This is a genomic window from Rhodococcus sp. PD04 (assembly GCF_035918275.1).
In the GTDB taxonomy this organism is placed as follows: domain Bacteria; phylum Actinomycetota; class Actinomycetes; order Mycobacteriales; family Mycobacteriaceae; genus Rhodococcus; species Rhodococcus rhodochrous.
The window spans coordinates 3,680,154-3,707,135 of sequence record NZ_CP142143.1; the positions used below are offsets into that span (position 1 = coordinate 3,680,154).

General features: G+C 70.8%; 22 protein-coding genes. 6 read left to right on the plus strand and 16 right to left on the minus strand.

The window, feature by feature from the left end:
* Nucleotides 1-5: 5 nt before the first annotated feature.
* The 4 genes from U9J23_RS17020 to glmS are packed head-to-tail and all read right to left on the minus strand — an operon-like array spanning nt 6 to nt 5,645.
* Nucleotides 6-1,064: an alpha/beta fold hydrolase gene (locus tag U9J23_RS17020; protein ID WP_016690938.1), complete on the minus strand. Its 1,059-nt coding sequence runs from the start codon at nt 1,062-1,064 to the stop codon at nt 6-8.
* A 4-nt stretch (nt 1,065-1,068) separates the two neighbouring features.
* Nucleotides 1,069-2,241: an alanine racemase gene (gene alr, locus U9J23_RS17025; protein WP_088897625.1), complete on the minus strand. Its 1,173-nt coding sequence runs from the start codon at nt 2,239-2,241 to the stop codon at nt 1,069-1,071.
* Nucleotides 2,242-2,299: 58 nt separating this feature from the next.
* Nucleotides 2,300-3,751, minus strand: coding sequence for an NAD(P)H-hydrate dehydratase (locus U9J23_RS17030; protein WP_088897624.1), 1,452 nt, complete (start codon nt 3,749-3,751; stop codon nt 2,300-2,302).
* A 28-nt stretch (nt 3,752-3,779) separates the two neighbouring features.
* Nucleotides 3,780-5,645, minus strand: a complete 1,866-nt coding sequence (glmS, locus tag U9J23_RS17035; protein ID WP_229565270.1) for a glutamine--fructose-6-phosphate transaminase (isomerizing) — start codon at nt 5,643-5,645, stop codon at nt 3,780-3,782.
* 128 nt (nt 5,646-5,773) lie between these two features.
* Between glmS and U9J23_RS17040 the strand changes: the two genes are divergently transcribed.
* Complete coding sequence (locus tag U9J23_RS17040) at nt 5,774-6,622, plus strand: hypothetical protein (RefSeq protein ID WP_258258659.1); 849 nt, start codon at nt 5,774-5,776, stop codon at nt 6,620-6,622.
* Nucleotides 6,623-6,638: 16 nt separating this feature from the next.
* Here U9J23_RS17040 and U9J23_RS17045 read toward each other — a convergent pair whose 3' ends face one another.
* The 9 genes from U9J23_RS17045 to eccCa form a co-directional block, all read right to left on the minus strand.
* Nucleotides 6,639-7,628 (minus strand): hypothetical protein, encoded by a 990-nt coding sequence (locus tag U9J23_RS17045; RefSeq protein ID WP_272267136.1) that lies wholly within the window; start codon nt 7,626-7,628, stop codon nt 6,639-6,641.
* Nucleotides 7,625-8,014, minus strand: coding sequence for a hypothetical protein (locus U9J23_RS17050; RefSeq protein WP_088897620.1), 390 nt, complete (start codon nt 8,012-8,014; stop codon nt 7,625-7,627). Before U9J23_RS17050 ends, U9J23_RS17045 begins: the two co-directional genes overlap by 4 nt.
* Before the next feature lie 119 nt (nt 8,015-8,133).
* The gene (glmM, locus tag U9J23_RS17055; protein ID WP_160874400.1) at nt 8,134-9,474 is read right to left on the minus strand and encodes a phosphoglucosamine mutase; all 1,341 of its coding nucleotides are present in this window, start codon (nt 9,472-9,474) and stop codon (nt 8,134-8,136) included.
* 152 nt (nt 9,475-9,626) lie between these two features.
* Entirely contained in the window at nt 9,627-10,130 is a 504-nt protein-coding gene (gene rpsI / locus U9J23_RS17060; protein WP_006550056.1) for a 30S ribosomal protein S9, read from the minus strand.
* Nucleotides 10,127-10,570 (minus strand): 50S ribosomal protein L13, encoded by a 444-nt coding sequence (gene rplM, locus U9J23_RS17065; RefSeq protein ID WP_006550055.1) that lies wholly within the window; start codon nt 10,568-10,570, stop codon nt 10,127-10,129. Before rplM ends, rpsI begins: the two co-directional genes overlap by 4 nt.
* 289 nt (nt 10,571-10,859) lie before the next feature.
* On the minus strand, nt 10,860-11,150 hold the full coding sequence (locus U9J23_RS17070) for a WXG100 family type VII secretion target (RefSeq protein WP_016690931.1): 291 nt from the start codon (nt 11,148-11,150) through the stop codon (nt 10,860-10,862).
* Between the two features lie 60 nt (nt 11,151-11,210).
* Entirely contained in the window at nt 11,211-11,564 is a 354-nt protein-coding gene (locus tag U9J23_RS17075; RefSeq protein WP_229565273.1) for a WXG100 family type VII secretion target, read from the minus strand.
* Between the two features lie 130 nt (nt 11,565-11,694).
* Entirely contained in the window at nt 11,695-13,233 is a 1,539-nt protein-coding gene (locus U9J23_RS17080) for a type VII secretion-associated protein (protein ID WP_272267133.1), read from the minus strand.
* Nucleotides 13,233-17,216 (minus strand): type VII secretion protein EccCa, encoded by a 3,984-nt coding sequence (gene eccCa / locus U9J23_RS17085; RefSeq protein WP_326599021.1) that lies wholly within the window; start codon nt 17,214-17,216, stop codon nt 13,233-13,235. Before eccCa ends, U9J23_RS17080 begins: the two co-directional genes overlap by 1 nt.
* Before the next feature lie 194 nt (nt 17,217-17,410).
* On the opposite strand from eccCa, the gene eccD reads away from it, so the two are divergent.
* Together eccD and mycP are read left to right on the plus strand one after the other, a co-directional pair.
* On the plus strand, nt 17,411-18,865 hold the full coding sequence (gene eccD / locus U9J23_RS17090; RefSeq protein ID WP_202399498.1) for a type VII secretion integral membrane protein EccD: 1,455 nt from the start codon (nt 17,411-17,413) through the stop codon (nt 18,863-18,865).
* Nucleotides 18,862-20,229 carry a type VII secretion-associated serine protease mycosin gene (mycP, locus tag U9J23_RS17095; RefSeq protein ID WP_160874406.1) on the plus strand — a complete coding sequence of 456 codons (1,368 nt, stop codon included), beginning with the start codon at nt 18,862-18,864 and terminating at the stop codon, nt 20,227-20,229. The genes eccD and mycP overlap by 4 nt, the downstream gene beginning before the upstream one ends.
* A 1-nt stretch (nt 20,230) precedes the next feature.
* Here mycP and eccB read toward each other — a convergent pair whose 3' ends face one another.
* Entirely contained in the window at nt 20,231-21,685 is a 1,455-nt protein-coding gene (gene eccB / locus U9J23_RS17100) for a type VII secretion protein EccB (RefSeq protein WP_229565283.1), read from the minus strand.
* Between the two features lie 138 nt (nt 21,686-21,823).
* Here eccB and eccE point away from each other — a divergent pair, with 138 nt between their 5' ends.
* Nucleotides 21,824-23,509: a type VII secretion protein EccE gene (eccE, locus tag U9J23_RS17105; protein WP_326599025.1), complete on the plus strand. Its 1,686-nt coding sequence runs from the start codon at nt 21,824-21,826 to the stop codon at nt 23,507-23,509.
* Here eccE and U9J23_RS17110 read toward each other — a convergent pair.
* Nucleotides 23,497-24,072: an NADPH-dependent FMN reductase gene (locus tag U9J23_RS17110; RefSeq protein WP_272267130.1), complete on the minus strand. Its 576-nt coding sequence runs from the start codon at nt 24,070-24,072 to the stop codon at nt 23,497-23,499. The genes eccE and U9J23_RS17110 overlap by 13 nt on opposite strands.
* Complete coding sequence (locus U9J23_RS17115) at nt 24,069-24,674, minus strand: TetR/AcrR family transcriptional regulator (RefSeq protein WP_160874412.1); 606 nt, start codon at nt 24,672-24,674, stop codon at nt 24,069-24,071. The genes U9J23_RS17110 and U9J23_RS17115 overlap by 4 nt, the downstream gene beginning before the upstream one ends.
* 69 nt (nt 24,675-24,743) lie before the next feature.
* Here U9J23_RS17115 and U9J23_RS17120 point away from each other — a divergent pair, with 69 nt between their 5' ends.
* Nucleotides 24,744-25,886, plus strand: coding sequence for an acyl-CoA dehydrogenase family protein (locus U9J23_RS17120; RefSeq protein WP_016690921.1), 1,143 nt, complete (start codon nt 24,744-24,746; stop codon nt 25,884-25,886).
* Nucleotides 25,887-25,945: 59 nt separating this feature from the next.
* Nucleotides 25,946-26,812 carry a phosphotransferase family protein gene (locus U9J23_RS17125; protein ID WP_272267128.1) on the plus strand — a complete coding sequence of 289 codons (867 nt, stop codon included), beginning with the start codon at nt 25,946-25,948 and terminating at the stop codon, nt 26,810-26,812.
* Nucleotides 26,813-26,982 lie beyond the last annotated feature (170 nt).

Sequence of the window (26,982 nt, forward strand, 5' to 3'; positions counted from 1 at the left end):
GCGACTCACCCAATTGCGATCTGCCTTCCGTTCACTCCCTGCGTGAAACTCCGCTGGATCAGGCGATCGAGGGCACGGTCGACCACCTCGGGGAACTCCAGCTGCACGAGGTGCCCGGCACCGCGTACCCGCTTGAGTTCGACGTCGGGCAGTTCCTCCGCCAGCGCCTCGGAACTCGCGTACGGGATGACCATGTCGGCGTCGCCGGACAACACCAACACGGGCACGGTGCCCAGGACCGGAAGCGCCGCGGACTCGTCGTGCAGTTCGAGGGTGCGGAGGAAGTTGACGATGGTGAGCACCGACGTCTCGTCGAGCATTCGGTCGGACAACTTCACCAGGCGAGGGCTCACGACCGTACCGTAGGACGCCGCGCGCAGGATCGGGGTCACGACGGCACGGGCCGCGCCGCGCGCGAACTGCACGAATCCCGGTGCGGTACGCGCCGCGTACCGGAACGCGTCGATCACCGGGTTCTCGAGATTGCGTCCGATACCGGTCTTGCTCAGACCTGCTGCGGTGGTCGCGAGGAGACCGACCCCCACGATGCGTTCGCCGAACAGGTCGGGTCGCTGGGAAGCGAGGGCGATCGCGGTCATGCCGCCCATCGAGTGGCCCACGACCACCACCGGACCGGTGGGCGCGACCTCGTCGATCACCCGGCCCAGGTCGCGGCCGAGCTGCGCGATGGTGCACGTCGCGGCGCCGGAGAAACCGGATTCGCCGTGGCCACGCTGGTCGTAGAAGACGGCGCGCACGTCGCGTCCCCACTGTTCGCGCAGGTGCCGGTACTGCATGTGCCAGGCCTGCATGCGCAGGCAGTAGCCGTGGACGAACACGACGGTGAGCGGAGCCAGGGACGAGCCGCTCTCGCGGACCACGAGCGGGACACCGTCCTCGGTGGCCACGATGCGGCGCGGGAGCCGGAGGATCTCGTCGAAGTCCTCGTTCTGATAGATCTCGGGGGCGGGCGCGCCCGCGGTCCTGACCGCGTACAGTCCCGCCGACGATGCGAGCGTCGCGAGGCTCGCACCGAGGAGTCCCATCCTGTTCACGAGGGACATGACGTCACGCTCCCTTCGCTCCGACATAGGTCCGGACGGTCCGTCCGCCGATGCCGGTCACGATCTCGTAGTTGATCGTGTCCAGCTTGTCGGCCCAGTCCTGGGCGTTCGGCTCTCCGTGACGCCCGTCACCGAAGAACAACGCCTCGTCGCCCTCGCTTACTCCTGCACCGTCGGGGCCGAGGTCGACAACGACCTGATCCATGCACACGCGCCCGATCTGCGGGCACCGGCGCCCACCGAGCTGCACCTCGATGCGCCCGCTGAGATTGCGGCGGATCCCGTCCGCGTATCCCATGGGCAGCAGTGCCACCGTCGTATCCGCGGGAGCGGTCCAGGTGTGCCCGTAGGACACGCCGTCCCCCGCCTTCACCTTCTTCACCAGCACCACCCTCGCCCGCACGGTCATCACCGGCCGGAAGCCCAGATCTCCGAGTTCCGGGATCGGTGTCAATCCGTACATCGCAATTCCGGGCCGAACCATGTCGAATCGCAGGTCGGGACGGGTGACGGTGGCGGCGGAGTTCGACAGGTGCACCACTTCGGGAGCCAGCTGGTGCCGCCGCAGATCCGCGACGGCCTCGCTCAGCCGATCGCGCTGCTCGGCGTTACCCGGATGCTCGGGTTCGTCGCCGTGGGCGAGGTGCGAGAAGGCTCCGCGCACGCGCACGGCACCCTCGGCCTGTGCCCGGCCCAGGTCGCGCAGCATGTCGTCCCACTCGTCGACGGCGACACCGTTGCGGTTGAGACCGGTGTCGACCTTGACCGTGACGGTCGCGGTGGCCCCGACCCGACGGGCCGCCTCGACGACGGCCGCGAGGTGCCGCGGCGAGGACAGGCCCAGTTCGACCCCGGCCTCGACGGCGGGAGCGAAATCGGAGTCGGCGGTGTGCAGCCACGACAGGATCGGAGCCTCGATACCCGCGGCACGGAGTGCGAGGGCCTCGCCGAGCGTCGTCACACCCAGTTCGCGGGCGCCTGCGGCGAGCGCTGCACGCGCGACCGGCACGGCCCCGTGGTTGTAGGCGTCGGCCTTGACGACGGCCATGACCGCAGCCGGACCCGCGTACTCCCGGAGCGCTCGTACGTTTTCCGCCACGGCATCGAGATCGATGACGGCTTCGGCTTGGGGAAGGACGGTACGTGCAGGTCGCGGGGTGCGTTGGGTCGTGGTCACATCTGTCGATCCTGCCACTGTGCCGTCGGACGCCGACGTCGTGTCCCCGTGTGCCACGTCACGATTCGGCAATGTGGGTGCGCAGCAGACGAATCGAGTCGCCGAGTCGCGAGAGGATCGCGCTCGCCGAGATCGGCGCCGCTCCGGGGGACTCCGGGTCCTGCGCGGCCAGGTTCGCGGCGAGCGCGTGGGCCCGTGCACCGGCCGCCGCGGCCAGGTCCACCGGCATGCCCGACGAAAGCAGCGACCCGATGACACCGGCCAGCACGTCCCCGGCACCCGCGGTCGACGCCCACGACCCGCCCGCATCGTTGACGAAGACGTGCCCGTCGGGCCGTGCCACGAGAGTCGCGCGCCCCTTGAGCAGCACGTGCACACCCCAGTCGGCGGCGAGGGAACGTACCGCCGCGACCCGGTCCGGTTCGGGGCGGTTCCCGGTCAGGCGTGCGAACTCGCCGGCGTGCGGGGTGAGCAGGGTGGGCGCGGACCGGCCCCGCACGAGACCGGGTTCCCGGGCGAGGAGCGTGAGCCCGTCGGCGTCGACGAGCACCGGCAGGTCGGTGGCGAGGATGTCGCGCAGGTTCGCGCAGGCCTCGTCGTCGGTACCGGCACCCGGCCCCACGGCCCAGGCCTGCACCCGCCCGGTCTCGGCCACCGAGGGCGACACGACGACCTCGGGGAACCGCGCGAGCACCTCGGAGGCACCCGACCCGGCGTAGCGCACCATGCCGGAGGTCGCGGCGACCGCCGCTCCCGTGCACAGCACACCCGCCCCCGGATACCGGGCGCTGCCGGCACGGATACCCACCACACCCTGGGAGTACTTGTCGTCCTCGGCGCCGGGCACCGGCCAGATCGCACCGATCTCGGACGGTTCCGCCGCGACCAGCCCGGCCTCCGGGAGTGTGAGTCCGATGTCGACGAGTTCGACACGGCCGCAGCGCGCGGCGGCGAGCGCATGGACCGGTTTGTAGGCGCCGAAGGTGACGGTCACCGCGGCCGTGATCGCAGGTCCGTCGACGGCACCGGTATCGGGATCGACACCGCTCGGGATGTCGACGGCGATGATCGGCGCGGTGATCTCGTCCACGACCGCGGCCGCTGCCGGTCGCAGCGGGCCGCGTCCGGAGATGCCGACGATGCCGTCGAGCACGAGGTCCGGGTCGCCGACGTGCTCGGGAGTCGCCGAAAGGATCCGTCCGCCGGCCTTCCGCAGTGCCCGCAGACCCGCCGGGTGCGCCCGATCGGGGGCGAACAGCAGCGCGGTGACGGACACGCCACGGCGACGCAGGAAGGCTCCCGCCCACAGCGCATCGCCGCCGTTGTCGCCGGACCCGACGAGCAGACTCACCCGCCGACCGGCGATCCCACCGGTGCGTTCGCGCAGTTCGGAAGCCACGACCCGCGCGAGTCCGTAGGACGCGCGCCGCATGAGCGCCCCCTCGGGGAGAGACTCCAGCAGCGGCGCCTCCGCCGCACGGACCACGTCGGACGGGTGAAAACTGCGCATCGTCCCTCCTGCACCGGCGGGTGGGCCGCTATTCGACGGTGACCGACTTCGCGAGGTTGCGGGGCTTGTCGACGTCGTAACCGCGGGCCTGCGCGACCTCCGCGGCGAAGACCTGCAACGGCACCGTCGACAACAGCGGCTGCAGCAGCGACGCCGACGACGGGATCTCGACGAGGTGATCGGCGAACGGCCGGACCGTCTCGTCGCCCTCCTCGGCGATGACGACGGTGACGGCTCCGCGGGCCTGGATCTCCCGGATGTTGCTGAGCAGCTTGCTGTGCAGCACGGCGCGGCCCTTCGGCGACGGCATCACGACGATGACGGGCAGCCCGTCCTCGATCAGCGCGATCGGGCCGTGCTTGAGCTCACCGGCGGCGAAGCCCTCGGCGTGCATGTACGCCAGTTCCTTGAGCTTGAGCGCACCTTCGAGCGCGACCGGGTAGCCCACGTGCCGGCCCAGGAACAGCACGGCCGGCGAGGCCGACAGCTCACGCGCCAGCGCCCGCACCGGCTCCATGCCGGTCAGCAACTCGGCGATCTTCTCCGGCATCGCCGCCAGGTCCTGGTACTCGCGGGCCACCTCGTCGGGATACTTCGTGCCGCGCGCCTGCGCCAGCGCCAGACCCACGAGGTAGTTCGCGGCCATCTGCGCCAGGAACGCCTTCGTCGACGCCACACCGATCTCCGGGCCGGTGCGGGTGTAGAGCACCGCGTCGGCCTCCCGCGGGATCTGCGCGCCGTTGGTGTTGCACACCGCCAGCACCCGCGCCTTCTGATCCTTGGCGTGCCGGACCGCTTCGAGGGTGTCGGCGGTCTCCCCGGACTGCGAGATCGCCACGACCAGCGTGGACCGATCGAGCACCGGATCGCGGTAGCGGAACTCCGAGGCCAGTTCGACCTCGACGGGCAGGCGGGTCCAGTGCTCGATCGCGTACTTGGCGACCAGGCCCGAGTGGTACGAACTACCGCAGGCGACGACGAAGACCTTGTCGATGTCGCGCAGTTCCTGATCGGACAGGCGCTGCTCGTCGAGCACGATGCACCCGTCGACGAAGTGACCGCGCAGGGTGTCGGCGACCGCGGCCGGCTGCTCCTCGATCTCCTTGAGCATGAAGTAGTCGTGGCCGCCCTTCTCGGCGGCGGCGAGATCCCAGTCGATGGTGAACGGACGCGTCGCCACGTCGGTGTTGCCGTCGAAGTCGGTGACCTCGTAGGAGTTGTTCGTGATCACCACGACCTGGTCCTGACCGAGCTCGACCGCCTGGCGGGTGAACTCGATGAACGCCGCGACGTCCGAGGCGATGAACATCTCGCCGTCGCCGACCCCGACGACCAGCGGCGTCGACCGGCGCGCGGCGACGATCGTGCCCGGATGATCGGCGTGCGCGAAGACCAGCGTGAACGCACCCTGCAGCCGGCGCAGCACACTGCGGGCGCTGTCGACGAAGTTGCCCGCCGTCGGGCCCTCGGCGTAGGCGCGGGCCACCAGGTGCACCGCGACCTCGGTGTCGGTGTCGCTGGCCAGCTCCACGCCCGACTTCTCGAGCTCCTCACGCAGCGGCGCGAAGTTCTCGATGATGCCGTTGTGCACCACTGCGACCTTGCCGGTCGCGTCGCGATGCGGGTGCGCATTGCGGTCGGTGGGACGACCGTGGGTGGCCCACCGGGTATGCCCCATCCCCGCGGTACCGGCGAAGTGCTCCTCGCCGATCTCGGCGAGCTCGGCCTCCAGATTGACCAGCCGCCCCGCCTTCCGCTCGACGGCCAGACCACCCTTGCCGTCGAGGATGGCGATTCCCGCCGAGTCGTAACCCCGGTACTCCATCCGCCGCAGCGCTTCCACCACGACGTCGAGAGCACGACGGTGCCCGACATAGCCCACGATTCCGCACATGCCTAGCAGGGTACTGGTCGACCCCCGTCCGGGAACAACACACCGGTGAGCCCGTACACCTGCATCGGGGCACGCCGTCCGGTACGCACCGACCCCGGCGGGCAGCGCCATCCGCTAACGTTCAGGCCGTGGCGGCGAACCCCAAGAAACTGGCTCAGGAACTCTCCCGGCGCGGCCCGCACTCGGTGCTGCGCGGCGACCTGGCGCTCGCCGGTCAGCCGGGTGTCGTGTACACCCCCGCGGAAGGCTTCGACCTGCCCGCGATCGCGTTCGGGCACGGCTGGCTCACCGGGGTCACGAAGTACACGAAGCTCTTCGAGCACCTCGCGTCCTGGGGAATCGTGGTGGGCGCCCCCAACACCGAGCGCGGACCGGTGCCGTCGGCGATCGGCTTGTCGACCGACCTGCTCACCACCCTCGACATCTGCACCGGCGTGCGTCTCGGCACCGGGCGGATCAGTGTCCATCCGTCGAAGCTCGCGCTGGTGGGCCACGGCTCGGGCGCCGGAGCGGCGGTGCTCGCCGCAGCGAGGCGTGAGGTGGCGGCCGTCGCCGCGCTCTACCCCTCGCCCGTCTCCCCCGCCGCCTCCGAGGCGGCCGGCCGCGTGCGGGCACCGGGCCTCGTCCTCGTCGGTGAGAAGAGCATCGGGTCGATGACCAGCGACGCCGTTGCGGTCGCCCGGGGTTGGGGCAGCGACGACGTGCAGCTGCGGGTCGTGGACAAGGCGAACGACGAAGGACTCGTCGAGGGGCGCCGCCTGCTCGGAGCTCTCGGCGTCGGTGGTGCGGAGCGTCGCACCCAGGAACGCACTCGTGCGCTGCTCACCGGCTTCCTGCTGCACCGTCTCACGGGCGACAAGACGTACGCGATCTTCTCCGACCTCACCACGGAGCTGCCCGGCTCCACGGTGATCTCCGACCCCGACGTCGTCGACCGCGATCTCGGCACGCAGGTCAACCTGCTCCTCGGGCGCTGACGCACCGTCGTTCGCGTCACAGCGGTCCGGCTTCCGCGAGCACGACTCCCGCATCGCCCGCGTCGTTCTCGTCCTGCCGGTGGTCGTCCTCGAGCGGTCCGGAGGCATGTTCGCGTCTGCGTTCGCCCGGGCGGATCCCGGGAACCGTCAGCAGTGCACCTTGATTCGGCGGGTCGCTCGGTCCGTGCTGCATCGACCCGTCGTCGACGACGGGAGCCACCGTCCCGGTACCGGACGCGCCCCCGGCCGCCCCGGCACCCTCGGCGACGCGTTCGGTGGTCGTCGCCAGGTCGGTGACACTGCCGGCGATCCGGCGGCCGGCCTCCTCACACGCCCCGAGCACCACGTCGACGGCGTCCCGGACCGCCGGGACCAGACGTTCCTCGACCCATCTCCGACAGTCGGCGGCAGGGTCGGCCACGTCGCCACCGGGCGGGTCGCCCACGTCGCAACCGGGCGGGTCGCCGAACCAGCGGGCATGCTCCTCCGGGCTCGGTCCGTGCGGGCTCCCGCTCGCTCCGGCGACGATCGTGTCGATCTCGTCCCTCGTGCGACCGTCGACGGTGCCTTCCGCGAGATCCCCGACGACGCGGGCCTTCTCACGCAAGGCCGCGGCGATCGCGGTGGCGGCCGACTCCAGAGCGACCGCGAGATCGGTGAGCGACGAACACAGCGCCACTCCGGCACGGACGGTGGCCGTCAGCTCCGCGCGAGCCCGGTCGGCGGCGGATCCGTCCCACGACTCGTCGAGTTGCAGCAGGAGACGACGCTGTTCGTCGGTCCGACGACCGAGGGAGGTCGCCAGCGAGCGCGTCGTGGCGGCGTCGTCGGCGAGGGCGGGCAACGCGAGGGTTCGTTCCTCGTCGTAACGTGCCCGGACGTCCGCGACGCAACAGCCGGACTCGAGCCCGAGAGCATGCAGGGACTGCACGAGGTCGGTCAGACGGGCCAGGCCGGGCGCTCCTGCATCGAGGATGTCGCCTGCGCTCTCGGGAGGGGTCCTCACGGCTGCCGGGTCCCTGCGTCGCCGAACCCGACGCTGTCGAGTTCGGCGCCGGTCACAGCGGTGACGGCGATGCCGGTCGCGTCGTCCTGGTGGCGGTAGGTGTCCGCCGCGGCGCGCAGCGCATCGGCATGCGCCTGCACGGTCGCCGCCCAGGTCTCGCATGCAGCACGCATCCTGCGACAGCCGGTCTCGACGCGGACGCCGGCCGCCCGGTGCGTCGATCCGGCACCGGAGCCGTCGAAGACGAGACCGCCGAAGCCGCGACGGATCTCGTCGTCGGCGTCCTCGGCGACCTCCGCGAGTCGTGCCGCGACGGCGCGCACCGCCTCGCCGTCGAACCTGATCGTGCCGTGCTGTGTCGCCGCGCTCTGCTGCTGTGTGTCCATGTCCGCCCTTCGCCCACCGAACCCTCTCGAAGAGTTAGGACGCAGCGCAGGGCGATCCGGTTCCACCGCAGCGGGACTACCCGTGGAATGCGGCTACGAGGAGCCGGTGACCGCGCAGATCAGACGGCGGCGACGACTCCCGCGAGACGGTCGGCGACTGCCCGGGCGTGATCGTCGTCGGCGGCTTCGACCATGACGCGCACGAGCTGTTCGGTACCCGACGGACGCAGCAGCACCCGGCCGGTCTCACCGAGTTCGCGCTCGGCCTCGGCGACCGCAGCCGCCACCGCAGGATCGTTCGCGACGGCGACCTTGTCGTGGACCCGCACGTTCACGAGAACCTGCGGGAGCGACGTCATCACCGAGGCGAGCTTCGCGAGCGGCAGGCCCGTAGTGGCGATCCGCTCCATCAGGCGCAGACCCGTGAGCACGCCGTCGCCGGTCGTGCCGTGCGCGGGCAGGACGATGTGACCGGACTGCTCACCGCCGAGGCCGTAGCCACCGCGGCGGAGCTCCTCGAGCACGTAGCGGTCGCCCACACCGACGGTGCGCACCTGGATTCCCGCCGCGCGCATCGCGAGATGCAGACCGAGATTGCTCATCACCGTGGCGACGAGCGTGTCGTCGGGAAGTTCGCCGGCTTCGTGCATGCCGAGGGCGAGGATCGCCATGATCGCGTCGCCGTCGACCACCGTGCCGGTCGCGTCGACGGCGAGGCAGCGGTCGGCGTCGCCGTCGTGCGCGAGACCGAGGTCGGCGCCGTGCTCGAGCACGGCCTGCTGCAGCACGGACAGGTGCGTGGATCCGCAGCCGTCGTTGATGTTCAGTCCGTCGGGTTCGGCGTTGATCGCGATGACCGTCGCACCTGCGGCCGCGTAGGCGGCCGGGCCGGCCTGTGAGGCGGCGCCGTGCGCGCAGTCGACCACCACGGTCGTACCGGTGAGCGGCTTGTGCACGGCCGTCGCGAGATGCGCGAGGTAGCGGTCGAGGGCGTCGGACACGACGCGTACCCGGCCGATGGCCGAGCCGGTGGGGCGTGCAGCGCTCTCGGCGTCGCCGTGCAGCACCGCTTCGATCCGGTCCTCGACCTCGTCGTCGAGTTTGTGCCCGCCGGCCGCGAAGATCTTGATGCCGTTGTCGGGCATGGGATTGTGCGACGCGGAGATCATCACGCCGAGGTCGGCGCCGTAGTCACCCGTGAGGTACGCGACCGCGGGCGTGGGCAGCACGCCCACCGAGACCACGTCGACTCCGGCTGCGGTGAGTCCGGCCGTGACGGCCGCCTCGAGCATCTCCCCGCTCGCGCGTGGATCTCGACCCACGACCGCGACCGGTCGCCGGTCGGCACCCTGAGGGGCCAGGACCGCTGCTGCAGCGCCTGCCAGACGTACTGCCAGCTCCAATGTGAGCTCGGCGTTGGCCAAGCCCCGGACTCCGTCGGTGCCGAACAACCGACCCATGTACGCAGCCTCCCAGTCGTGTGCGGCCCCCGCCGCGGATGTCGATAGAGGTCAGAATGCACGAAAGCAGGCGCCGGTAGGAGATGTCTACCGACGCCTGCTCTCGTGGTGGAACAGGTGCCGACTCTGACGAAATCAGCGTCGGCGGCACATCAGCGCTTGGAGTACTGCGATGCCTTACGGGCCTTCTTCAGGCCGTACTTCTTGCGCTCGACGGCACGCGGGTCACGCGTGAGGAAGCCGGCACGCTTGAGCGCGGGGCGATCCTCGGGGGTGACCTCGGTGAGTGCACGCGCGATGGCGAGACGCAGCGCGCCGGCCTGGCCGGACGGGCCGCCGCCGTGCAGGCGTGCGTGGATGTCGAACGACTCGGTGCGCTCGACCGTCACCAGGGGCGACTTCACGAGCTGCTGGTGCACCTTGTTCGGGAAGTAGTCCTCGATGGTGCGGCCGTTGAGGGTGAAGTTGCCGGTGCCGGGCACGAGGCGGACGCGGACGACGGCCTCCTTACGGCGACCGACGGTCTGGACCGGACGGTCGAACACGATCGGGGCAGCAGGTGCCTCGACGACGTCCTCGACGTACTCGTCTGCAGCGACCTCGACGTTCTCGACGTACTCTTCGGGGTTCACGTTCTGTTCCTCGGGCGTCGTCACTGTGCCACCTGCTTGATCTCGAACGGCACCGGCTGCTGCGCGGCGTGGGGGTGGTTCGGGCCCGCGTAGACCTTCAGCTTCTTCGCGATGGCGCGACCGAGCTTGTTCTTCGGGAGCATGCCGGTGACGGCCTTCTCCACGAGGCGGTCGGGGTTCTTCTCGAGAACCTCGCCGACGGAACGAGCCCGCAGACCGCCCGGGTGACCGGAGTGGCTGTAGAGGAACTTGTCGGTCCGCTTGTTGCCGGAGACGGCAACCTTGTCGGCGTTGATGATGACGACGAAGTCACCACCGTCGACGTGCGGCGCGAATGTGGGCTTGTGCTTGCCGCGGAGCAGGTTTGCCGCCTGCACCGCGAGGCGGCCGAGCACCACGTCGGTGGCGTCGATGACGTGCCACTGATGGGTCACGTCGCCGGCCTTCGGTGTGTACGTAGACACAGATCTTCCTCGTCTATCGTTTCGCTGCTGGCCTGCATGCCGACGGTTGCCACGCCCGGCGGCCAGTTGGGACCCGGGAGAGGTGTTCGTCGCGCCACAGGGCACGACGACGTGCGACACGCCGAGGGGACACTCTACCGGGCGGACGCGGGGCCGGTCAAAGCGCCGCAGCAGCCCCGACCCGGCACACCCCCGGCCGGAACACTCCGGAAGCAGCAGCACGTCCCGGCGGCCTCTCCACCACCGGGACGTGACAGCGCCGGATCGGTCCGGATCCGGCGGACCCGGATCAGCCCGGGAAACGCTGCTGGTTCAGTCGCTCGACCTCCTGCATGTTGTCGTTACCGGTCGAGACCACCCGACCGATGTCGTGCAGCACCTGGATGAGGCCGGCCTCGGCCTCGTTCCAGCGGGCCTGCGTGGCGGCGTACCGCTCCTGCGCCCCGCTGTCCCAGGTGGCGATGAGGGGCGCGACCTGCCCCTCGATGCGGTCGAGCGTCGCCTCGATCGCCTTCTGACCGGACACGAGCTGGGCGTGCAGGTCGGCGACGCCGGCGAAGTTCTGATAGATCTCGGACACGGATCGTTCTCCTTGTTCTCGAATGTGTGCCGGAGGGGCTGTGTGCCGGAGGAACCGGGATCAGGTGAACGAGCCGTTGAGCACCGAACCGCCGTCGGGGTCGATCGCCGACAGGGACTGTGCCTGCTGGTCCTCGGCCGCGGCGTACGACCGTCCGCTGGTGCGCACGGCCTCGGCCAGTTCGTCCAGGGCGTTCGACAGCTTGGTGTGGTTGACGTTCCAGCGCTCCATGATTCCGGCGAACTGTTCCGCCGAGCGGCTCCGCCAGACCGACGGCGCGGACTGCACCACGCCCGTCAGTCGACCGAGGATCGCGTCGAGTTCGGCGCGGGAGTCCTGGAGTTGTCCCGCGACGACCTCCATGGTCGCCACATCGGTGGTGAGGTGATTCGAATTGCCGGTCGGTTGGGTCAACGGCGTACTCCTTCGCTCGTGCGTGGGTCGTCCGGCTCGGCGTCGAGCCGGTCCTGGCTCCTACATGTGGTTGGACGCACCCGATCCGGTATCGGTTCCACCCCTTCCGAAATTCGTGGACCTTCTTTCCTCACCCGACCCGGAGGGTGTGGACGGCCTGCTCGCATTCGCTGCGGATACGAGTCCATTCCTCCTCGAGGTACTGGCACCCCACGGAGACCTGAAGCCCGCGCCCGGTCGGCGTCGCCGATGAGGGGAAGACCAGGACCGACCACCGCACCACCGAGTAGTCGTCGGGAACCTCGGTGTACGCCACGACCTTGCGGTCGGCGAAGGTCGTGTCGGTGTCGAGGTCGCGGATGACCGGTGCACGTTCGGCGGCCCGTTCCGCCAACGCGGCGGCGACCGAGTGCTCGTCGGTCCCGCCGGGGAGATCGCGGTACACCACCAGGATCCGACGATCGGTTCCGCCGACCGGTACGAGTTCCGCGCGACCCTCGGGCACGGTCGCGGCGTCGCGGACACGCCAGTCCTCCGGCAGGTCGAGGTGCAGTGGGCCGGCGTCGATCCGCGTCGACGGGGACGGACCGGCGTCGGCGGCCGATTCGTGCTCACGCGCGTCGGCCGGCACCTCCGCTGCAGCAACGACTTCCGGTGGATCCGGGGCCTCCGCATCTCCGCCTTCTCCGGCGAGACGCGGCCACAGGAAGATCGCTGCGGCGAGCAGGGACGGAATCACCGCACCGGCGACGACCAGCGTGCGCACCGCGCCGGCCCGTCCGGCACGAGGGGGATCCGGGCGTGCGCGCACCTCGCTCAGCCACGGCAGTGTCCTGTCGGGTCCGTCGGTCGTCGACGCGACGGCCGGAGCCCTCGAGGTCGGTCCGATTCCGGCCGGTGGCGTTGGAGGACCGGTCACCGCGACGAGCATCTCCGAGGCCGCGACGGGCACGATCCGCCGACCCGCACCCACGAGATCTGCCACGAGGGCGAACGATTCGACACCGGACGGTTCGCCCGGCGCTCCGGTCACCACCACGACCTCCGGCCCTGCCCCGCCGCACACCGAGGTCAGCAGGTTCTCGAGTCGCGTCGCGGCGTCCGGGCAGTGCACCGACAGACCCGGATCGCGCGCGAGTCGTTCGACGGTCGGCCCGTCGGGTCCGGGCGGACCGATGCTCACGGCGGTGACTCCCCCGGCAGCGAATTCGAGTACCGCACACCGCTCGTGCGGCGCAGGGTCGGCGGCGCGCGTGGCGACCACCGCGACCGGGAGCAGGATCGTATCGCCCGCGACCTGCCGCACAGCGGTCCGGAAGAGATCACGGCGCCGCTCGTTCCACCAGGTGGGGTGTATCGCGCACGCCAGCCCGCCGGTATCCGGTGCACCCACGGTCGCTGCTGCGTAGGAGACGAGTCCGCTCAGCAGTTCTCCGAGTTCGGTCTCCGTTCCGACCGCGGCCGCATCCACGAGTTCCGTGACATCCACGACCGTTCCGAGGCCGACGGGATCCGCCTCCTCCCCCGCTGCCGCTCCGTACACCCGCCGGTCACCGAGATCCGCTGCGAGAGCAGGCACACTGCGCGTCGTTCCGGGCCACCCGATGTGGACGGACCCGGGCGTCAACGTGAACGCGACCGCGGCGACCGTCTCGTCCCGGACCGCCATCACACCTCCGGCACCCAGGCGGTCTGGACGAGCGCCGTGCCGTCGCGTCGTACGAGCGTGCCGCGACCCGGCGGCATCGGCGACGGACGGACCGCGCCGACGAGCGCTCCCTCGTCGCGGCTACCGCTCATGATCAGACCCGGAGTCGACAACTCCCGCAGACGTCCGAGGATCGGTTCGTACATCGCGCGTCCGGCACCACCCGAACGACGCGCGACCACCAGGTGCAGGCCGATGTCGCGTCCCTGCGGAAGGTAGTCGAGCAACGGCAGCAGCGGGTTCTGGCCCGAGGTGGCGACCATGTCGTAGTCGTCGATCACCACGAACACCTCGGGTCCGGTCCACCACGATCGATCGCGCAGCTGTTGTTGCGTCGTGTCGGGGCCCGGCAGCCGACGTTCGAAGATGCCGGCGAGTTCGCGGACCATGGCCGCGAGGACCGTCGCCGACGGCGCGTATCCCCCGAGATGGTCGCCGCCGACGACGCCGAGCATCGTGCGGCGGTAGTCGCCGACGATGATCCTGGTCTGCGCGCCTCTGCCGGCCTCGACCAGTCCGCGGCACAGTCCTCGCAGCAGATTGGTCTTGCCGCACTCCGAGTCGCCGAAGATCAGCAGGTGCGGATGGTCGGTGAAATCCACCGATACGGGCGCGAGCTCGGATTCGTCGATGCCGATCGGGACGGAGAGCCGGGCCGTCGGGGACGCCTCGGCCGGCGGCGGCCACCCCCTCGGCAGCGCTGCGAGGAGGTCGGGTCGGTCGATGCGTTCGGGCAGCATGCGCACCGGCGGCGCCGAACGCCCCGGGGTGGCCGCACGGACGGCCTCGACCGCCGCTGCGACGCCACTCGCGAGATCGGCCGGATCGGAGCTTCCGTCCACTCGGGGCAGCGCCCCCAGGATGTGCAGGCCGTCGCGGTCGATACCGCGTCCCGGCCGCCCTTCCGGCACCATCGCCGCTCTCTTGCGGCCGTACTCGGAGTCGGACGGGTCGCCGAGGCGGAGTTCGAGCCGCGTACCCAGCAGGTCGCGCATGGCGGGCCTGACGTCACCCCAGCGCGGGGCGCTGAGCACCACGTGGATGCCGTAGGACAGACCCTGGGCGGCCAGGATCCCGATCGTCTGTTCCAGTGCCTCGAAGTCCTGCCGGATGCTCGGCCAGCCGTCGACGACGAGGAAGACGTCGCCGAACGGACCGTCGGTGGCCGGTGCGACCGAGTCGGCGCGCATCAGCCGCAGCTGGGCCATGGACTCGATGCCGTTCTCGGCGAAGGACCGTTCGCGGCGACGCAGCAACGACATCATCTCCGCGACCGTGCGGCGCACCCGGTCGGTGTCGTGCCGCCCCGCGACGGAACCGACGTGTGGCAGGCCGGCCAGACCGGACAGGGTGCCACCGCCGAAATCGAGACCGTAGAACTGCACCTGCTCGGCGGTGTGTGTGAGGGCCATCGACAGGACGAGGCTGCGCAGCAGTGTGGACTTCCCGGACTGCGGCCCGCCGACCACCACGACGTTGCCGGCCGACCCCGACAGGTCGACCACCAGCGGATCGCGGCGTTGTTCGAACGGCCGGTCGACGACACCGACGACGGTGCGCAGAGTTGCCCGACGCGCCACGTCGCCGGTGAGCACCGATCTGGGCAGCAGCATGTCGAGCGACGGGGATGCGTCGAGCGGAGGAAGCCACACCTCGTGTGCCGGTCTTCCATGGCCCTGGATCCGATCGACGACCACCTCGAGCACGCTCCGCCCGTCGCCGACGGGAAGAACCGGGAGCGGCTCCGTGACCGGGGCGGGCGGACCGGCATCGACCGGCACCGCCCGCGCGGTGAAGAGCCGGGGCCGGGACGTGCCGGCCGGCACCGCCGACCGGGCGCGCCGGGTGGGGCGGCCGGGCTCGTACGGTCCCGAGACGTACGCCGCAGAGAACCGCTGGATGTCGGCGGAATCGGTCCGCAGATATCCGGCGCCGGGTGTCGACGGCAGGTGGTAGGCGTCGGGAACACCGAGGACGCTCCGCGATTCGTTGGCGGAGAAGGTCTTCAGACCGATGCGGTAGGACAGGTGGCTGTCGAGGCCGCGGAGGCGCCCCTCGTCGAGTCGTTGGCTGGCGAGCAACAGGTGCATGTGCAGCGACCGGCCCAAACGTCCGATCGCCGCGAAGAGGTCGGCGAATTCGGGCTGTTGCGAGAGCAGTTCGGAGAACTCGTCGACCACGATGAACAGCGCAGGCAGCGGGTCGAGAGGTGTACCCGCCGCCCTGGCCTTCTCGTAGTCACCGACGTTGGCGAAGTTGCCCGCGGTCCGGAGCAGTTCCTGCCGTCGGTTCATCTCGCCTTCGAGGGCGTCCTTCATGCGGTCGACCATCGCGATCTCGTCGGCGAGGTTGGTGATCACCGCCGCGACGTGCGCGAGCCGCTCGAGACCGAGGAAGGTCGCACCACCCTTGAAGTCCACGAGGACCAGGTTGAGCGCCTCCGGTGGGTGCGTCGCCACGAGACCGAGGACCAGCGTCCGCAGGAATTCACTCTTCCCCGAACCGGTTGCGCCGATGCACAATCCGTGCGGTCCCATCCCGTTCTCGGCAGCCTCCTTGAGGTCGAGCTCGACGGGCGCACCGTCGATGCCGACACCGATCGGTACCCGCAGGCGGTCGCGTCCGCGGCGCGGCACCCACGCCTGGGCGGGGTCGAAACGGGCCACGTCCCCGAGTCCCAGCAGCTCCTGCCAACTCGACGGCCGGTCGTCGCCGGCACTCTCGTCCACCGCCCCGCTCACCACCCGGTACGGCGCGAGCCGCCTGGCCAGCGTCTGTGCCTGCGGTGTCCCGATGCCGTCGGCCTCGGCGAAGATGTCGACGTCGGTGCCGGTGGCGACCCCGACCCCTCCGTCCTCGACCACCAGGCGCAGGCCACGCGTCGCGCTGAGTCGTGTGGCGTAACCGGAGAGATCGAGCACGGTTACCGCGTCGAGACCGTCGTCGAGCACGCCCGAACCCGATCCCGTGACCCCGCCGTCGACGACCACGACGAGGTGCACGACACCTTCGCCGGCCGGGGTGTTCCGGACGAATCTGCTGCGACCGGCGAGGACCGCCGCGAGATCGGTCTCGAGTTCGAACAGCGAACCGAACACGGTGCGTGCACTGCCCGCACCGTCGCGCAGGACCGGGTTCTGCGCGTGCGGCAGCCACTTGATCCATTCCCATTCCGCGGCGGTGTCGGGACCGCACACGACGGCGACCTGCAGCGTGTCGGGACCGTGGAAGGTGCACGCCTGCGCGAGCATCGCCCGCGCGAGCGAGCGCGCTGCGCCGCGATCGCCCTCGATGCCGATCGCGGCGAAACCCCGCAGCGACACGGCCGTGGGCAGCGCCTGCACCACCGAGTGCGCGCGCACGAACCTGCGCAGCGACAGGGCGGCGACGGGTTCGAGATCCTCGACCGGTCCGGTGTCGGGAGGCACGAGCCGGGTCGCGAGTCGCTGCCCGCCGCGCCCCACCCTGAGGTGACCGAAATCGGGATCGCTGCCCCGCCGCTCCCACATCCGGACGGTGCCGGCGAGGGTCCACAGCAGGGCCGGGTCGGGATGTGACCATTCGAGCGCCCGACGCTGTTCGTGTGCCGTCTCTGTGACCTCGCGCCGGAGTTGGTCGAGATAGCGCAGGTAGTCCTTGCGGTCCTCGTTCGCCTCGGCGGTCTTCGTTCCCCCGCTGCGACCACCGTTGGCGAGCATGCCCACCAGGGACACGATCATCATGAGCGGGAAGATCATCGCCATGGGGCTGCGTGCGGCGCCGGTGGTGAACATCAGCGCGACCATCCCGATCATCGCCGCGACCATCACGAGCGGGAGCAGCCTGGTCACCAGATTTCCGGGTGTGGCCCGGGGGATGTCCGGTGGCGGTTGGACACTCACCTCCCCGCCGGGAGCGCGCGGCGCCTCCCGCCGTGCTCTGCGCACGAAACGCACGGTACTCACTTCGCCACCCCCCGGGACGCCGTCGGCCGCCCCCTACGGCCCCACGGTCGTGGAAGACTAACCCATGGCGGTGACCTTCCGTGCTCCTGCTCGCATCTCGGTCCCCCGACGGGCAACTCGGGCAGGACATTTGTCGGGACGATGTCGTATGGTCTGCGTCGTTCGGACTGCAGTGACGGGGGGAACCGAGGCCGATGACATCTGTGCGTGCGCGATCCGAGACCCCGGGGCAGGTGGGAGCCCCGGATCTGTGCCGGATCACCGTGCTCGCCCGCCACACCGAGGTCGATCTCGCGCTGCCCCTCGATGTTCCGGTGGCGTTGCTGCTCCCGGGGATCGTGGATCTCGTCGCCGGTCACCGGCCCGACAACGACTTCGACGCGACACCCGAACGCACGGAGCCCGACGGCTGGGCGCTCGCCCGGATCGGCCGGGCCCCGCTGTCCGGGGCACTGAGCCTCGACGAGCACGGTGTCCGCGACGGGGAGATCCTCGTCCTGGAGGATGCCGGATCCCCCGCTCCTCCACCGTTGTTCGACGACGTCATGTACAGCGTCGCGGCGTCGGACCGGACCATGACGCCGTGGGGTGCGGGCCCGTCGGGTCTCATCGTGGCCGTCCTGGGTCCGGTCGCCCTCGCTGCGGGCTGCGTACCGTTGCTGTTCCTGCCCGACGGTGCGAGTCGTCTCGCCCTCGGAGCCGTGTGTGCCGCGCTGTCTCTCCTGGTGCTGCTCGCCGCAGGCATCCTCGCCCGGCTGCACGACGATCGGCGGACCGCCACCGCACTGTTGTGGTGCATCTTCCCGCTCGCATCGACGGCCGGTGCGCTGCTCGTTCCCGGCGACTCGCCGGCGCCGCGTCTCGTCCTCGCGGCGGCTCTGACCGGCGCGGTCGCGGTGCTCGCCGTGCGTGTCACCCGCATCGGCCTCGCACCGTGCACGGCGGTCGCCGCGACCGCCGCGGGTGTCGTCGTGACGGCCTCCCTCGCATCGACCACCGATCTCGACGCGCGTGCGCTCGGGGCCGGAACGGTCGTGGCGGCGCTGCTGCTCGCCGGCACGGCACCGCGTCTCGCGGCGATGCTCGCCAAACTCCCCATCCCCCCGGTGCCCGCTCCGGGCGCTCCGCTCGAACCGGAGAGCACCGACAGCAGCAGCGTGTCCGGTCTGCCGTCACCGGCGGAGCTCGAAGACCGAGCCGACCGGGCACGCAGCGCGCTGACCGGGATCGTCCATGCCGTCGTCGTCCTCACGGCGGGTGGGGCGTGGTGCGCCGCATACCCGTGGGACGGAGAGGTGTTCGTCCCCGCGGTGGCACTGGCCGTCGCGTCGGCCGTGGTCCTCGTCTTCCGAGGCCGCACCTACACCGCGACCGCGCAGGCGGCTCCCCTCGTGGCGGGTGGCGCGGTACTGTTGCTCGGGCTGCTCGTCGGCGCGGCAGCGAGCGGTGCGTTGCCACCGTGGGCGGTGTTCGCATCCGCTACGGGTCTCACGTGTGCCGGTTTCCTCTTCGGTGTGGTCGCGCCGCGACGGACGTTCACCCCGGTACAACGCCGGATCGCCGAAATCGCGGAGTACGCAACCATCGCCACCGTCGTGCCGTTGGCCTGCTGGGTCGCCGGTGTGTACGCAGCGATCCGCGGACTGTGACGGTGCGGCTGTCACACCGGTTCGCGGTCCTGGCCCTCGCTGCCCTGGTAGCGACCACCACGCCGGGTCTCGCGACGGCCGCGCCGCCGGTACCCGATCCGGCGCAACTGCCCGCCGGCGCGACGCCAGCACCTCCCGAGGCCACCGAGATGCGGGTGCTGTGCGCGGAACTGCCGGATGCTCCGGACGGGCCACAGATCCCTCGGGCACAACGCATCCTCGACTTCGCGTCCGTGTGGCCGATCACCCGGGGAGCGGGGCAGGTGGTCGCCGTCATCGACACCGGGGTCCATCCGCATCCGCGGTTGCCGGCCCCGAGGCCGGGTGGTGACTACGTGTCCACGGGCGACGGCACCGAGGACTGCGACGCGCACGGCACGCTCGTCGCCGGCCTGATCGCGGCGCGACCGACACCCGGGTCGGGTTTCGCCGGTGGCGCACCCGACGTCGGGATCATCGCCATCCGCCAGTCCAGTGGCCATTTCTCCGATCGCTCCCGGTCGGACGACGATGCCGCGCGCAACGCCTCCGGATACGGCGACGTACGGACCCTCGCCGCGGCCGTCCGGCAGGCGGTGGATCTCGGCGCCACCGTCGTCAACATCTCCGAGGTCGCTTGTCGGACGGTCGCCGAAGGCCTCGTCGACGGTCCACTGGGCGCGGCGGTGCAGTACGCGACGGATGTGCACGACGCGGTCGTCGTCGCGGCGGCCGGCAACACCGACACCTGCCGCGAAGGCAATCCGCGCTCGGTGGATCCGGCCGATCCCGGTGCGGATCCGTGGGATTCGGTCGTCACCCTGGCATCACCGGCCTGGTACGACGAGTACGTCCTCACCGTCGGTGCGGTCGAGGACGACGGCACGCCGGCCGAGTACAGCCTGCCCGGGCCGTGGGTCGACGTCGCCGCTCCCGGGAGTGGGCTCGTCTCGCTCAATCCCGGCACCGACGGTCTGGCCGACCTGATCCCCGGACCCCAGGGCGGCAGGCCGGTATCCGGGACGAGTTTCGCGGCGCCGCTCGTCGCGGCGACGGTCGCGCTGGTGCGCTCGCGGCATCCGCAGTTGTCCGCCCGGGAGGTGATGGCGCGCATCGAGAACACCGCCCACTCACCCGCGGAAGGATGGAATCCGCGGGTGGGGCACGGGGTCGTCGATCCGCTCGCCGCGGTCACCGCGCCGCTACCGGCCGAGCGCGCGCAGCCGGTGCCGGCGGTTGCCGTCGCCGAGCCGACTCCTCCCCCGGTACCGGATCATCGGCCGCGCGCCATCGCACTGATCTCGGCTGCAACCGTGATCGCCGCGACCGCCCTCGTTCTCGTCCTCACCGCACCGGCACGACGACTCGCCCGATCACGGACCTGAATCAGTTGCCCGCCCGGACGGGGACCGCCCCCGGGTCGGCGGCGACACCGTCGTGTGCCAGCAGCGCCTGCTCCCGGCCGAGCGCGGGTCCCGGAGCGAGCAACTGCAGGATCGGCCACGGGACCCGGGCGGGTGGATCCGTGAGGCCGAGCGCCGCAGCGGCGTCCGCATCGGTGATGCCGTACCGCACGCCGGTGTCGGCGACGTAGAACAACGAACCGAGACGGTCGGTGTCCGAGGTCAGCGAAGTGGTCTGCACGTATCTGCCGCGGCCCGGCGGGATGTGGATCGCGTCGACCTGCGGTCCGGCACCGTCGGCCTGGGCCGGGACCACGGGCACGGCGTCCTTGCCGGTGGGCAGGGCCGTCCCCGCGGACAACCGCAGAGCCGAGCGGTGCCGGTCGTCCTCGGCCGTGCCCGGCTGCCAGGTCGAGCACGCCACGGGCCTCTCCCCCGGATCGACGATCCGCGGGACGACCTCGGGAAAGGTGTCGACCGGCAGTTCGTGCACGACCGGCGCGGCCGCGAGGACGTCGGGTGGAACCACGGGGATCTCCGGTGCTCCTTGCGAATCCGAGAAGTGGATGAGATGTGCGGTGGCCCGCGAGACCTCCTGCACACCGTTCTCGAGCACCACGTGGAAACTCTGACCGTCCGGTTCGGACACCGAGACGACCGACCCGACGCGCGCACCCGGAATCGACACGCTCGGGACGCCTCCGGCGCCGGTGATGACGGGTGCCGTCAGCTTCGGTGCCTCCGGCACGGCGGCGAGCAGTCCGGGGCTCGCGGGGCGCGCGCGGGAGATGTCGATGCCCAGCAGGCGCACGAGGGACCGGTCGTTCGGGTCGATCTCGGCGCGCCTGTCCTCGTAGAGCAGGTGGTATCTGCCGTCCGCGGTCACGAGGAGCGCTTCGTCGTCGGCGAGCACCGAGCCTGCCCGGTGGTCGGGTGTGCCGGCGAGCACGGCGGTGGTCGAGGACTGCAGGCCGTTCGGATCGGCGACGTCGCAGACCGTCCACGGCACCACCTCCGCATCGTGGGCCAGGGAGGACGGCGCACCCGGGATCCCCACCAGCGGTCCGCGCGGTCGTGTCGTCAGTTCCTCGTCGGCCACGACCGCAGGTTCGGCGGGCGATCCGAGGATCAGCCGTGCCGACGCGAGATTCAGGACGGGATGGAAGGTCGTGTCGATCGCGACGTAGAGCGCACCGGAGTCGCGGCCGACGACGACGGACGCATCACCGATCCGGTCCTGGGGCCGGAACAGGGCAAGGGCGGCACAGCCTCCCAGCACGACACACGCGACGACGACGCCGACGACGAGCGCCCGGAACTGGGAATGCATGGGGTCGTGGATCATTCGTACGTCACCCCGCACCAACGCATGATCCATGCGCCGCGCCAGGAAGCGGTATCCACTGACCTGCCATCGCGTGGTCGGTTGCGCTGCCATCGATCTCCCCCCGTACGGCACGCTCTCTGGCGCAACACAGTACAGTCCTGTCGGGCGCTCACCACACGCGCTCTGCGCGGTCAGGGGGAAGGTCGGCACCGCGCCGGAATCATTGCCGGCCGTCGTTCGGGGGGATCGATGCAACGGACCGTATCCGAGACGGAGGATTCACGGGTCAGCACAGCACCCGACAGTGCACGGGTCCGCACAACAGCAGGTGAGGCGAGAAGTCGCGTCGCCGTGCGGCTCGTGGGTGCGCAGTGCGTCGCCGTCCTCGTGTGGGCGCTGGCGGTGGTGTCGGGGGCGTCCGTGTGGGTGGCCTGCGCGATCGCCGTACCGCCCGCCGCGCTGTGTCTCATGCGGGTCGGCGGACGCGGCACGTCCGAGTGGATCGCGACCGTTCTGCGCCGACGCACGAATGCTGTCCCCGTCTCGGGTGTCCTCCGCGACTTCCATGTCGGGTCGGCGGTCCCGGTGGGGGTGCGATGGGACGGCCCGTACGCGACCGTCGTTCTCGAGCTGACCTCCCCGGCCGGCGCGATCGCCCGGCTCGGGCGCGACAGCGAGGAGACGGGGCGAACCCTTCCCCTCGACGCGATCGCCGCGTGCCTGTACCGGCACGATGTCGTCCTGGACGGGATCGATGTCGTGGTGCAGGGGCGCCGGGTTCGCGACTCGACCCCCGCGGGCCAGGCCTACGCGCAGTTGCTGGGTCCGCTTCCCGCCGCGGCCGAACGCACGGTGCGGGTGGTGCTCCGACTCGACGTCACGTCCTGCGCGAGCGCTGCCGCCCGTCGGGGCGGAGGCTCCGAGGGTGCGGCCCGGACCGTCGTCGCGGCGGCGCGGCGCGTGATCCGCGCGCTCGCCGACGCCGGGTACGGTGCGCGACTGCTCACCGCGAGCGAGATCGAACAGGCGGCGCTGCGCATCTCCCACGGGGTCCCGGCGACGGAGTGGGTCCCGACGCACCGGCATGTCTCCCTGTCCTCCGTCTTCGACTCGGGCGGCGCCTTCGACCCCCGGCGGATCGACCGCCACCACACGGCGGCGGTCTGGTCGCATCCGACCCTGGCGTCGACGCTGGTCCTCCGGTTGCGACCGGGTGATGACGGGTCGGTTCGGGTCGGGGCGCTGGCACGGTTCACCACGCGCGAGGCGGACGTCCCCTCGGTTGCCGGACTGCTCCCGGCGTACGGACGTCACGCGGAACTCCTCACCGCTGCGCTGCCCCTCGGGGTTCCGCAGCTGGAGGACCGGGTTCCGTTGCGCGAATCGCGCCCCGGTGGACTCGACGCCCTCGCTCTTCCGGCCGGTGGGTGCGGGCAGCTCGTCGGATCGGACGACGCCGGCCGCGCCGTCACCGCGCGTCTCACCGGTCCCGGCGTCCGATCGGTCCACATCGCAGGCGAGTTGTATCTCGCCCAGCAGGTGGTCTTCCGTGCCGTCGCGGTGGGGGCGCGGGTCGTCGTCCACACCGACCGCCCCGGCGCGTGGCGCGGCCTGGTCGGATCCGCGGCCGGACCCGACCGGCTGCGTCTGGCGGGCGAGTACGGGGGCGACCGCGATTTCGACACGGTCGTCCACGACGGCGTCCCGCCCACCTCGTCCATGCCGCACGCGACCGCGATCCACGTGCACATCCACCCGGACGGATGGCCGCGCGAGCGTCCCACGGTGTCACTGCTGCAACCCGGAGCGGCCGGGGACCGCGTCGTGCTCACGGCGGGCGACGAACGCACGCCCCTCACACTCGTGACGATCGCGGCGGAGAGCACCCATCTCGGCCGGTCGCGCATGCCGGATCCGGCGCCTCAGCCGGGATAGCGGTCGAGAGCGGTTCCGGCGCGGACGGTGCGAGCCCACCACGCGATCTGGTCGAGCATGCGTTCCGCGCCGTCGATCGCGGCCTCGTCCGTGGTGGTGCCGTCGGCCGCGAATGCGTGCTTGACGCGGTGGAAGCTCACCGACTGCCGCACCGGCACCATGTGGACCTCGACGACGACCTGCCGCAACTGCTCGACGGCGCGCAGGCCGCCGGACAGGCCACCGTAGGAGACGAATCCGACCGGCTTGGTACGCCATTCACGTTTGACGGTGTCGATGGCAGTCTTCAGCGCGGCGGGATAGCCGTGGTTGTACTCGGAGGTCACCATCACGAAGGCGTCCGCGGCACCGATGCGACGGGTGAAGTCGTCGGCGACGGGCCCGCCCGAGAGGTCCTGCGGGAGCGGGGTCTCGGCGAGATCGAGAACGCCGACGTCGAACTCGGTGTGCTGTCGCGCGGTGGCCGCGAACCAGTCGGCGACGACCGGGGCGATGCGACCGGCACGGACACTGGCGACGACGACCTCGAGGCGGATCGGATCGTTCGATGCTGCCGTGGTCATGGAGTCGATCGTAGGTGCGGTGCGGCCGAGAGCCCGTGCGCGAGCAGCGCGGCGAGTTCCCGGTAGGCACGTGCGTCCTCGACACCGGTCGCCTCGGCCACCTGTCGTTGCTGGATGCGGACCATGACCGAGGCGACGACGTCGGCGACGAAGGCCGCGTGGACGTCGCGCAGTTCACCGGCCGCGACACCGTCGGAGATGAGCTGGCGGACGCGGTCGGCGGCGAACCGGGTGTTGCGTTCGTAGACCTCGCGCGCGACGGGCGTGTGGGCGATGTCCTCCATGAACCGCGTGGAGGCGGGTTCGAGTTCGCGCCCCACGGCCTCGAGATAGGCGCCGATGCGTGCCTGCGCGTCCGCGGCCCGCGCGACGTCGGCCTCCACCCGGTCGGCGGCGCCCTTGAAGAAGTGGACGGTCGCCGCGTAGACGAGCCGGTCCTTGTTCTCCGCGAGTGCGTAGAGCGTCGATTTCGAGCAGCGCAGACGCGCGGCGATGTCGTCGAGGGTCAGATGCGCGAAGCCTTCTGCCAGGAACAACGCGACCAGATCGTCGAACAGTTGCGCCTGCCGGGCGGTGGGCCGCCGGCTACCGACTCTTGCCATACCGAGAACAGTACGCCAGTATCGTTCTAAGTACTATTTTCGGTCCCCAGCCTTCCAGGAGAAACCACCGTGCCCGTCGAGCGTCTGCTTCCCACCCGCGAGGCCTACGACCTGATCGACCTCACCCGCGACGTCGCCGACAAGGTGCTCGCCCCGCGCGTCGACGAGCACGAGCGCAAGGAGACCTTCCCCGAGGGCGTCTTCCCCGCACTCGGCGCCGCCGGACTGCTGAGCCTGCCGTACCCCGAGGAGTTCGGCGGCGGCGACCAGCCCTACGAGGTCTACCTGCAGGTCCTCGAGGAACTCGGTGCCCGCTGGGCGGCCGTGGCGGTCGCGGTGAGCGTGCACGGACTGTCGTGCTTCGCGCTCGCCACCCACGGCACCGACGAGCAGAAGAACAAGTGGCTCCCGGAGATGCTGGGCGGCAACACCATCGGCGCGTACAGCCTGTCCGAGCCGCAGGCCGGATCCGACGCCGCCGCCCTCGCGTGCCGCGCGAAGCCCGTCGACGGCGGCTACCGCATCACCGGTTCGAAGGCGTGGATCACCAACGGCGGCAAGGCCGACTTCTACACCCTGTTTGCCCGCACGGCCGACACCGGCAGCAAGGGCATCTCGTGCTTCCTTGTGCCCGCCGGCACCGAGGGTCTGTCCTTCGGCAAGCCCGAGGAGAAGATGGGTCTGCACGCCGTCCCCACCACCTCCGCCCACTACGACGACGCCTTCGTCCCGGCCGAGCGCCGGATCGGCGCCGAGGGACAGGGACTGCCGATCGCATTCAGCGCACTGGATTCCGGACGACTGGGGATCGCCGCCGTCGCGACGGGCCTGGCCCAGGCCGCGCTCGACGAGGCGACGGCCTACGCCAAGGAGCGACAGGCCTTCGGCAAGCGGATCATCGACCACCAGGGCCTCGGCTTCGTCCTCGCCGACATGGCCGCCGCCGTCGACTCGGCCCGCGCCACCTATCTCGACGCCGCCCGGCGCAAGGACGCCGGTCTGCCCTACTCGCGGCAGGCATCGGTGGCCAAGCTCGTCGCGACGGATGCCGCCATGAAGGTCACGACCGACGCGGTCCAGGTCCTCGGTGGATACGGCTACACCCGTGACTTCCCGGTCGAGCGCTTCATGCGCGACGCGAAGATCACCCAGATCTTCGAGGGCACCAATCAGATTCAGCGACTCGTGATCGCGCGCTCCCTCGCGGGGTGAACGATCACGAGCCGGAAGCGACAGGGGTTCTCGCGGCGAAAGATCGCTAGAGTGCCTGCATGCCGGACGCCCTGGAGCGGCTCACTCCACAGCAACGCCACCTGCTGACGCAGCGGTTCGGCCGCATCGTCGTGGTCTCCGACATGAGTTGGGGGCTGGTGTCGACCACCGTCCTCGAGGTCGACACCGACGACGGGCGGCTGGTCGTGAAGGCGGGCAGAACCCCGGACCGGCACATCGGCCGCGAGATCAGCGCCCACGAACGGTGGACCGCTCCGTGGGTGCGGCGCGGCCGGGCCGCCCGGATGGTGTACGCCGACCGCGCGACGAAGCTCGTCGTGACGGAATATCTTCCGGGCCGGCTCGTTCAGGGCACGGCCGCGTCGTCCCGTCCGGACGTCTACGAACAGGCCGGCGCGCTGCTCGCGCAGTTCCACCGCCAGGAACGTGTGGTGGACGAGGGATACGAGCGATCGGCGAACACGAAGACGCTGCGGTGGCTCGCGGCGCCGCACCGTATCGGCCCCGATGTCGCCGGCCGGTTGCGCTCGATGGTCGAGGGGTGGCCGACGCCTACGGCCACCCTGGTGCCCACCCACGGCGACTGGCAGAGCCGGAACTGGCTCGCCGACGACGCGGGCACAGTGAAGGTGATCGACTTCGGCCGTGCCGCGATGCGCCCGGCGGGTGAGGACTTCGAGCGGCTCGCGGTGCGCGAGTTCCTCCGGGTCCCCGGGGCCGAGCAGGCCTTCCTGCGCGGTTACGGCGAGGACCCGCGCGAGGAGGACGCGTGGTTCCGCCAACGTGTCCGCGCGGCGGTCGCGGTCGCGGTGTGGGCCTTCCATGTGGGCGACGACTGTTACGAGGCCGAGGGGCATCGCATGATCGCCGAGGCGCTCGCTCGTGCGTCGACAGTCGCGCGTTAACAACTTCTCGACGGATATTTGTCACATTCGCCGAGGTTGCCCGTTACCGGCAGTTTCGCTTGAATCAGTTCTGGACATACGTCCGATTCGTTTTCGACATGGAGGTCACCACATGCTTCTCGGTTCGCTCGACGCCCTCATCAGCAACGTCCTCAATTTCCTGGACTGGC

Excerpts from the sequence above, each read along its gene's own strand:
- U9J23_RS17020 (WP_016690938.1), bottom strand. The coding sequence starts at position 1,064 with ATGTCCCTCGTGAACAGGATGGGACTCCTCGGTGCGAGCCTCGCGACG.
- U9J23_RS17110 (WP_272267130.1), bottom strand. The coding sequence starts at position 24,072 with ATGACCACGGCAGCATCGAACGATCCGATCCGCCTCGAGGTCGTCGTC.
- eccD (WP_202399498.1), top strand. The coding sequence starts at position 17,411 with ATGACATCTGTGCGTGCGCGATCCGAGACCCCGGGGCAGGTGGGAGCC.
- U9J23_RS17080 (WP_272267133.1), bottom strand. The coding sequence starts at position 13,233 with ATGGCGGTCCGGGACGAGACGGTCGCCGCGGTCGCGTTCACGTTGACG.
- U9J23_RS17125 (WP_272267128.1), top strand. The coding sequence starts at position 25,946 with ATGCCGGACGCCCTGGAGCGGCTCACTCCACAGCAACGCCACCTGCTG.
- eccE (WP_326599025.1), top strand. The coding sequence starts at position 21,824 with ATGCAACGGACCGTATCCGAGACGGAGGATTCACGGGTCAGCACAGCA.
- U9J23_RS17030 (WP_088897624.1), bottom strand. The coding sequence starts at position 3,751 with ATGCGCAGTTTTCACCCGTCCGACGTGGTCCGTGCGGCGGAGGCGCCG.
- U9J23_RS17115 (WP_160874412.1), bottom strand. The coding sequence starts at position 24,674 with ATGGCAAGAGTCGGTAGCCGGCGGCCCACCGCCCGGCAGGCGCAACTG.
- glmM (WP_160874400.1), bottom strand. The coding sequence starts at position 9,474 with ATGGGTCGGTTGTTCGGCACCGACGGAGTCCGGGGCTTGGCCAACGCC.
- glmS (WP_229565270.1), bottom strand. The coding sequence starts at position 5,645 with ATGTGCGGAATCGTGGGCTATGTCGGGCACCGTCGTGCTCTCGACGTC.
- eccB (WP_229565283.1), bottom strand. The coding sequence starts at position 21,685 with ATGGCAGCGCAACCGACCACGCGATGGCAGGTCAGTGGATACCGCTTC.
- U9J23_RS17050 (WP_088897620.1), bottom strand. The coding sequence starts at position 8,014 with ATGGACACACAGCAGCAGAGCGCGGCGACACAGCACGGCACGATCAGG.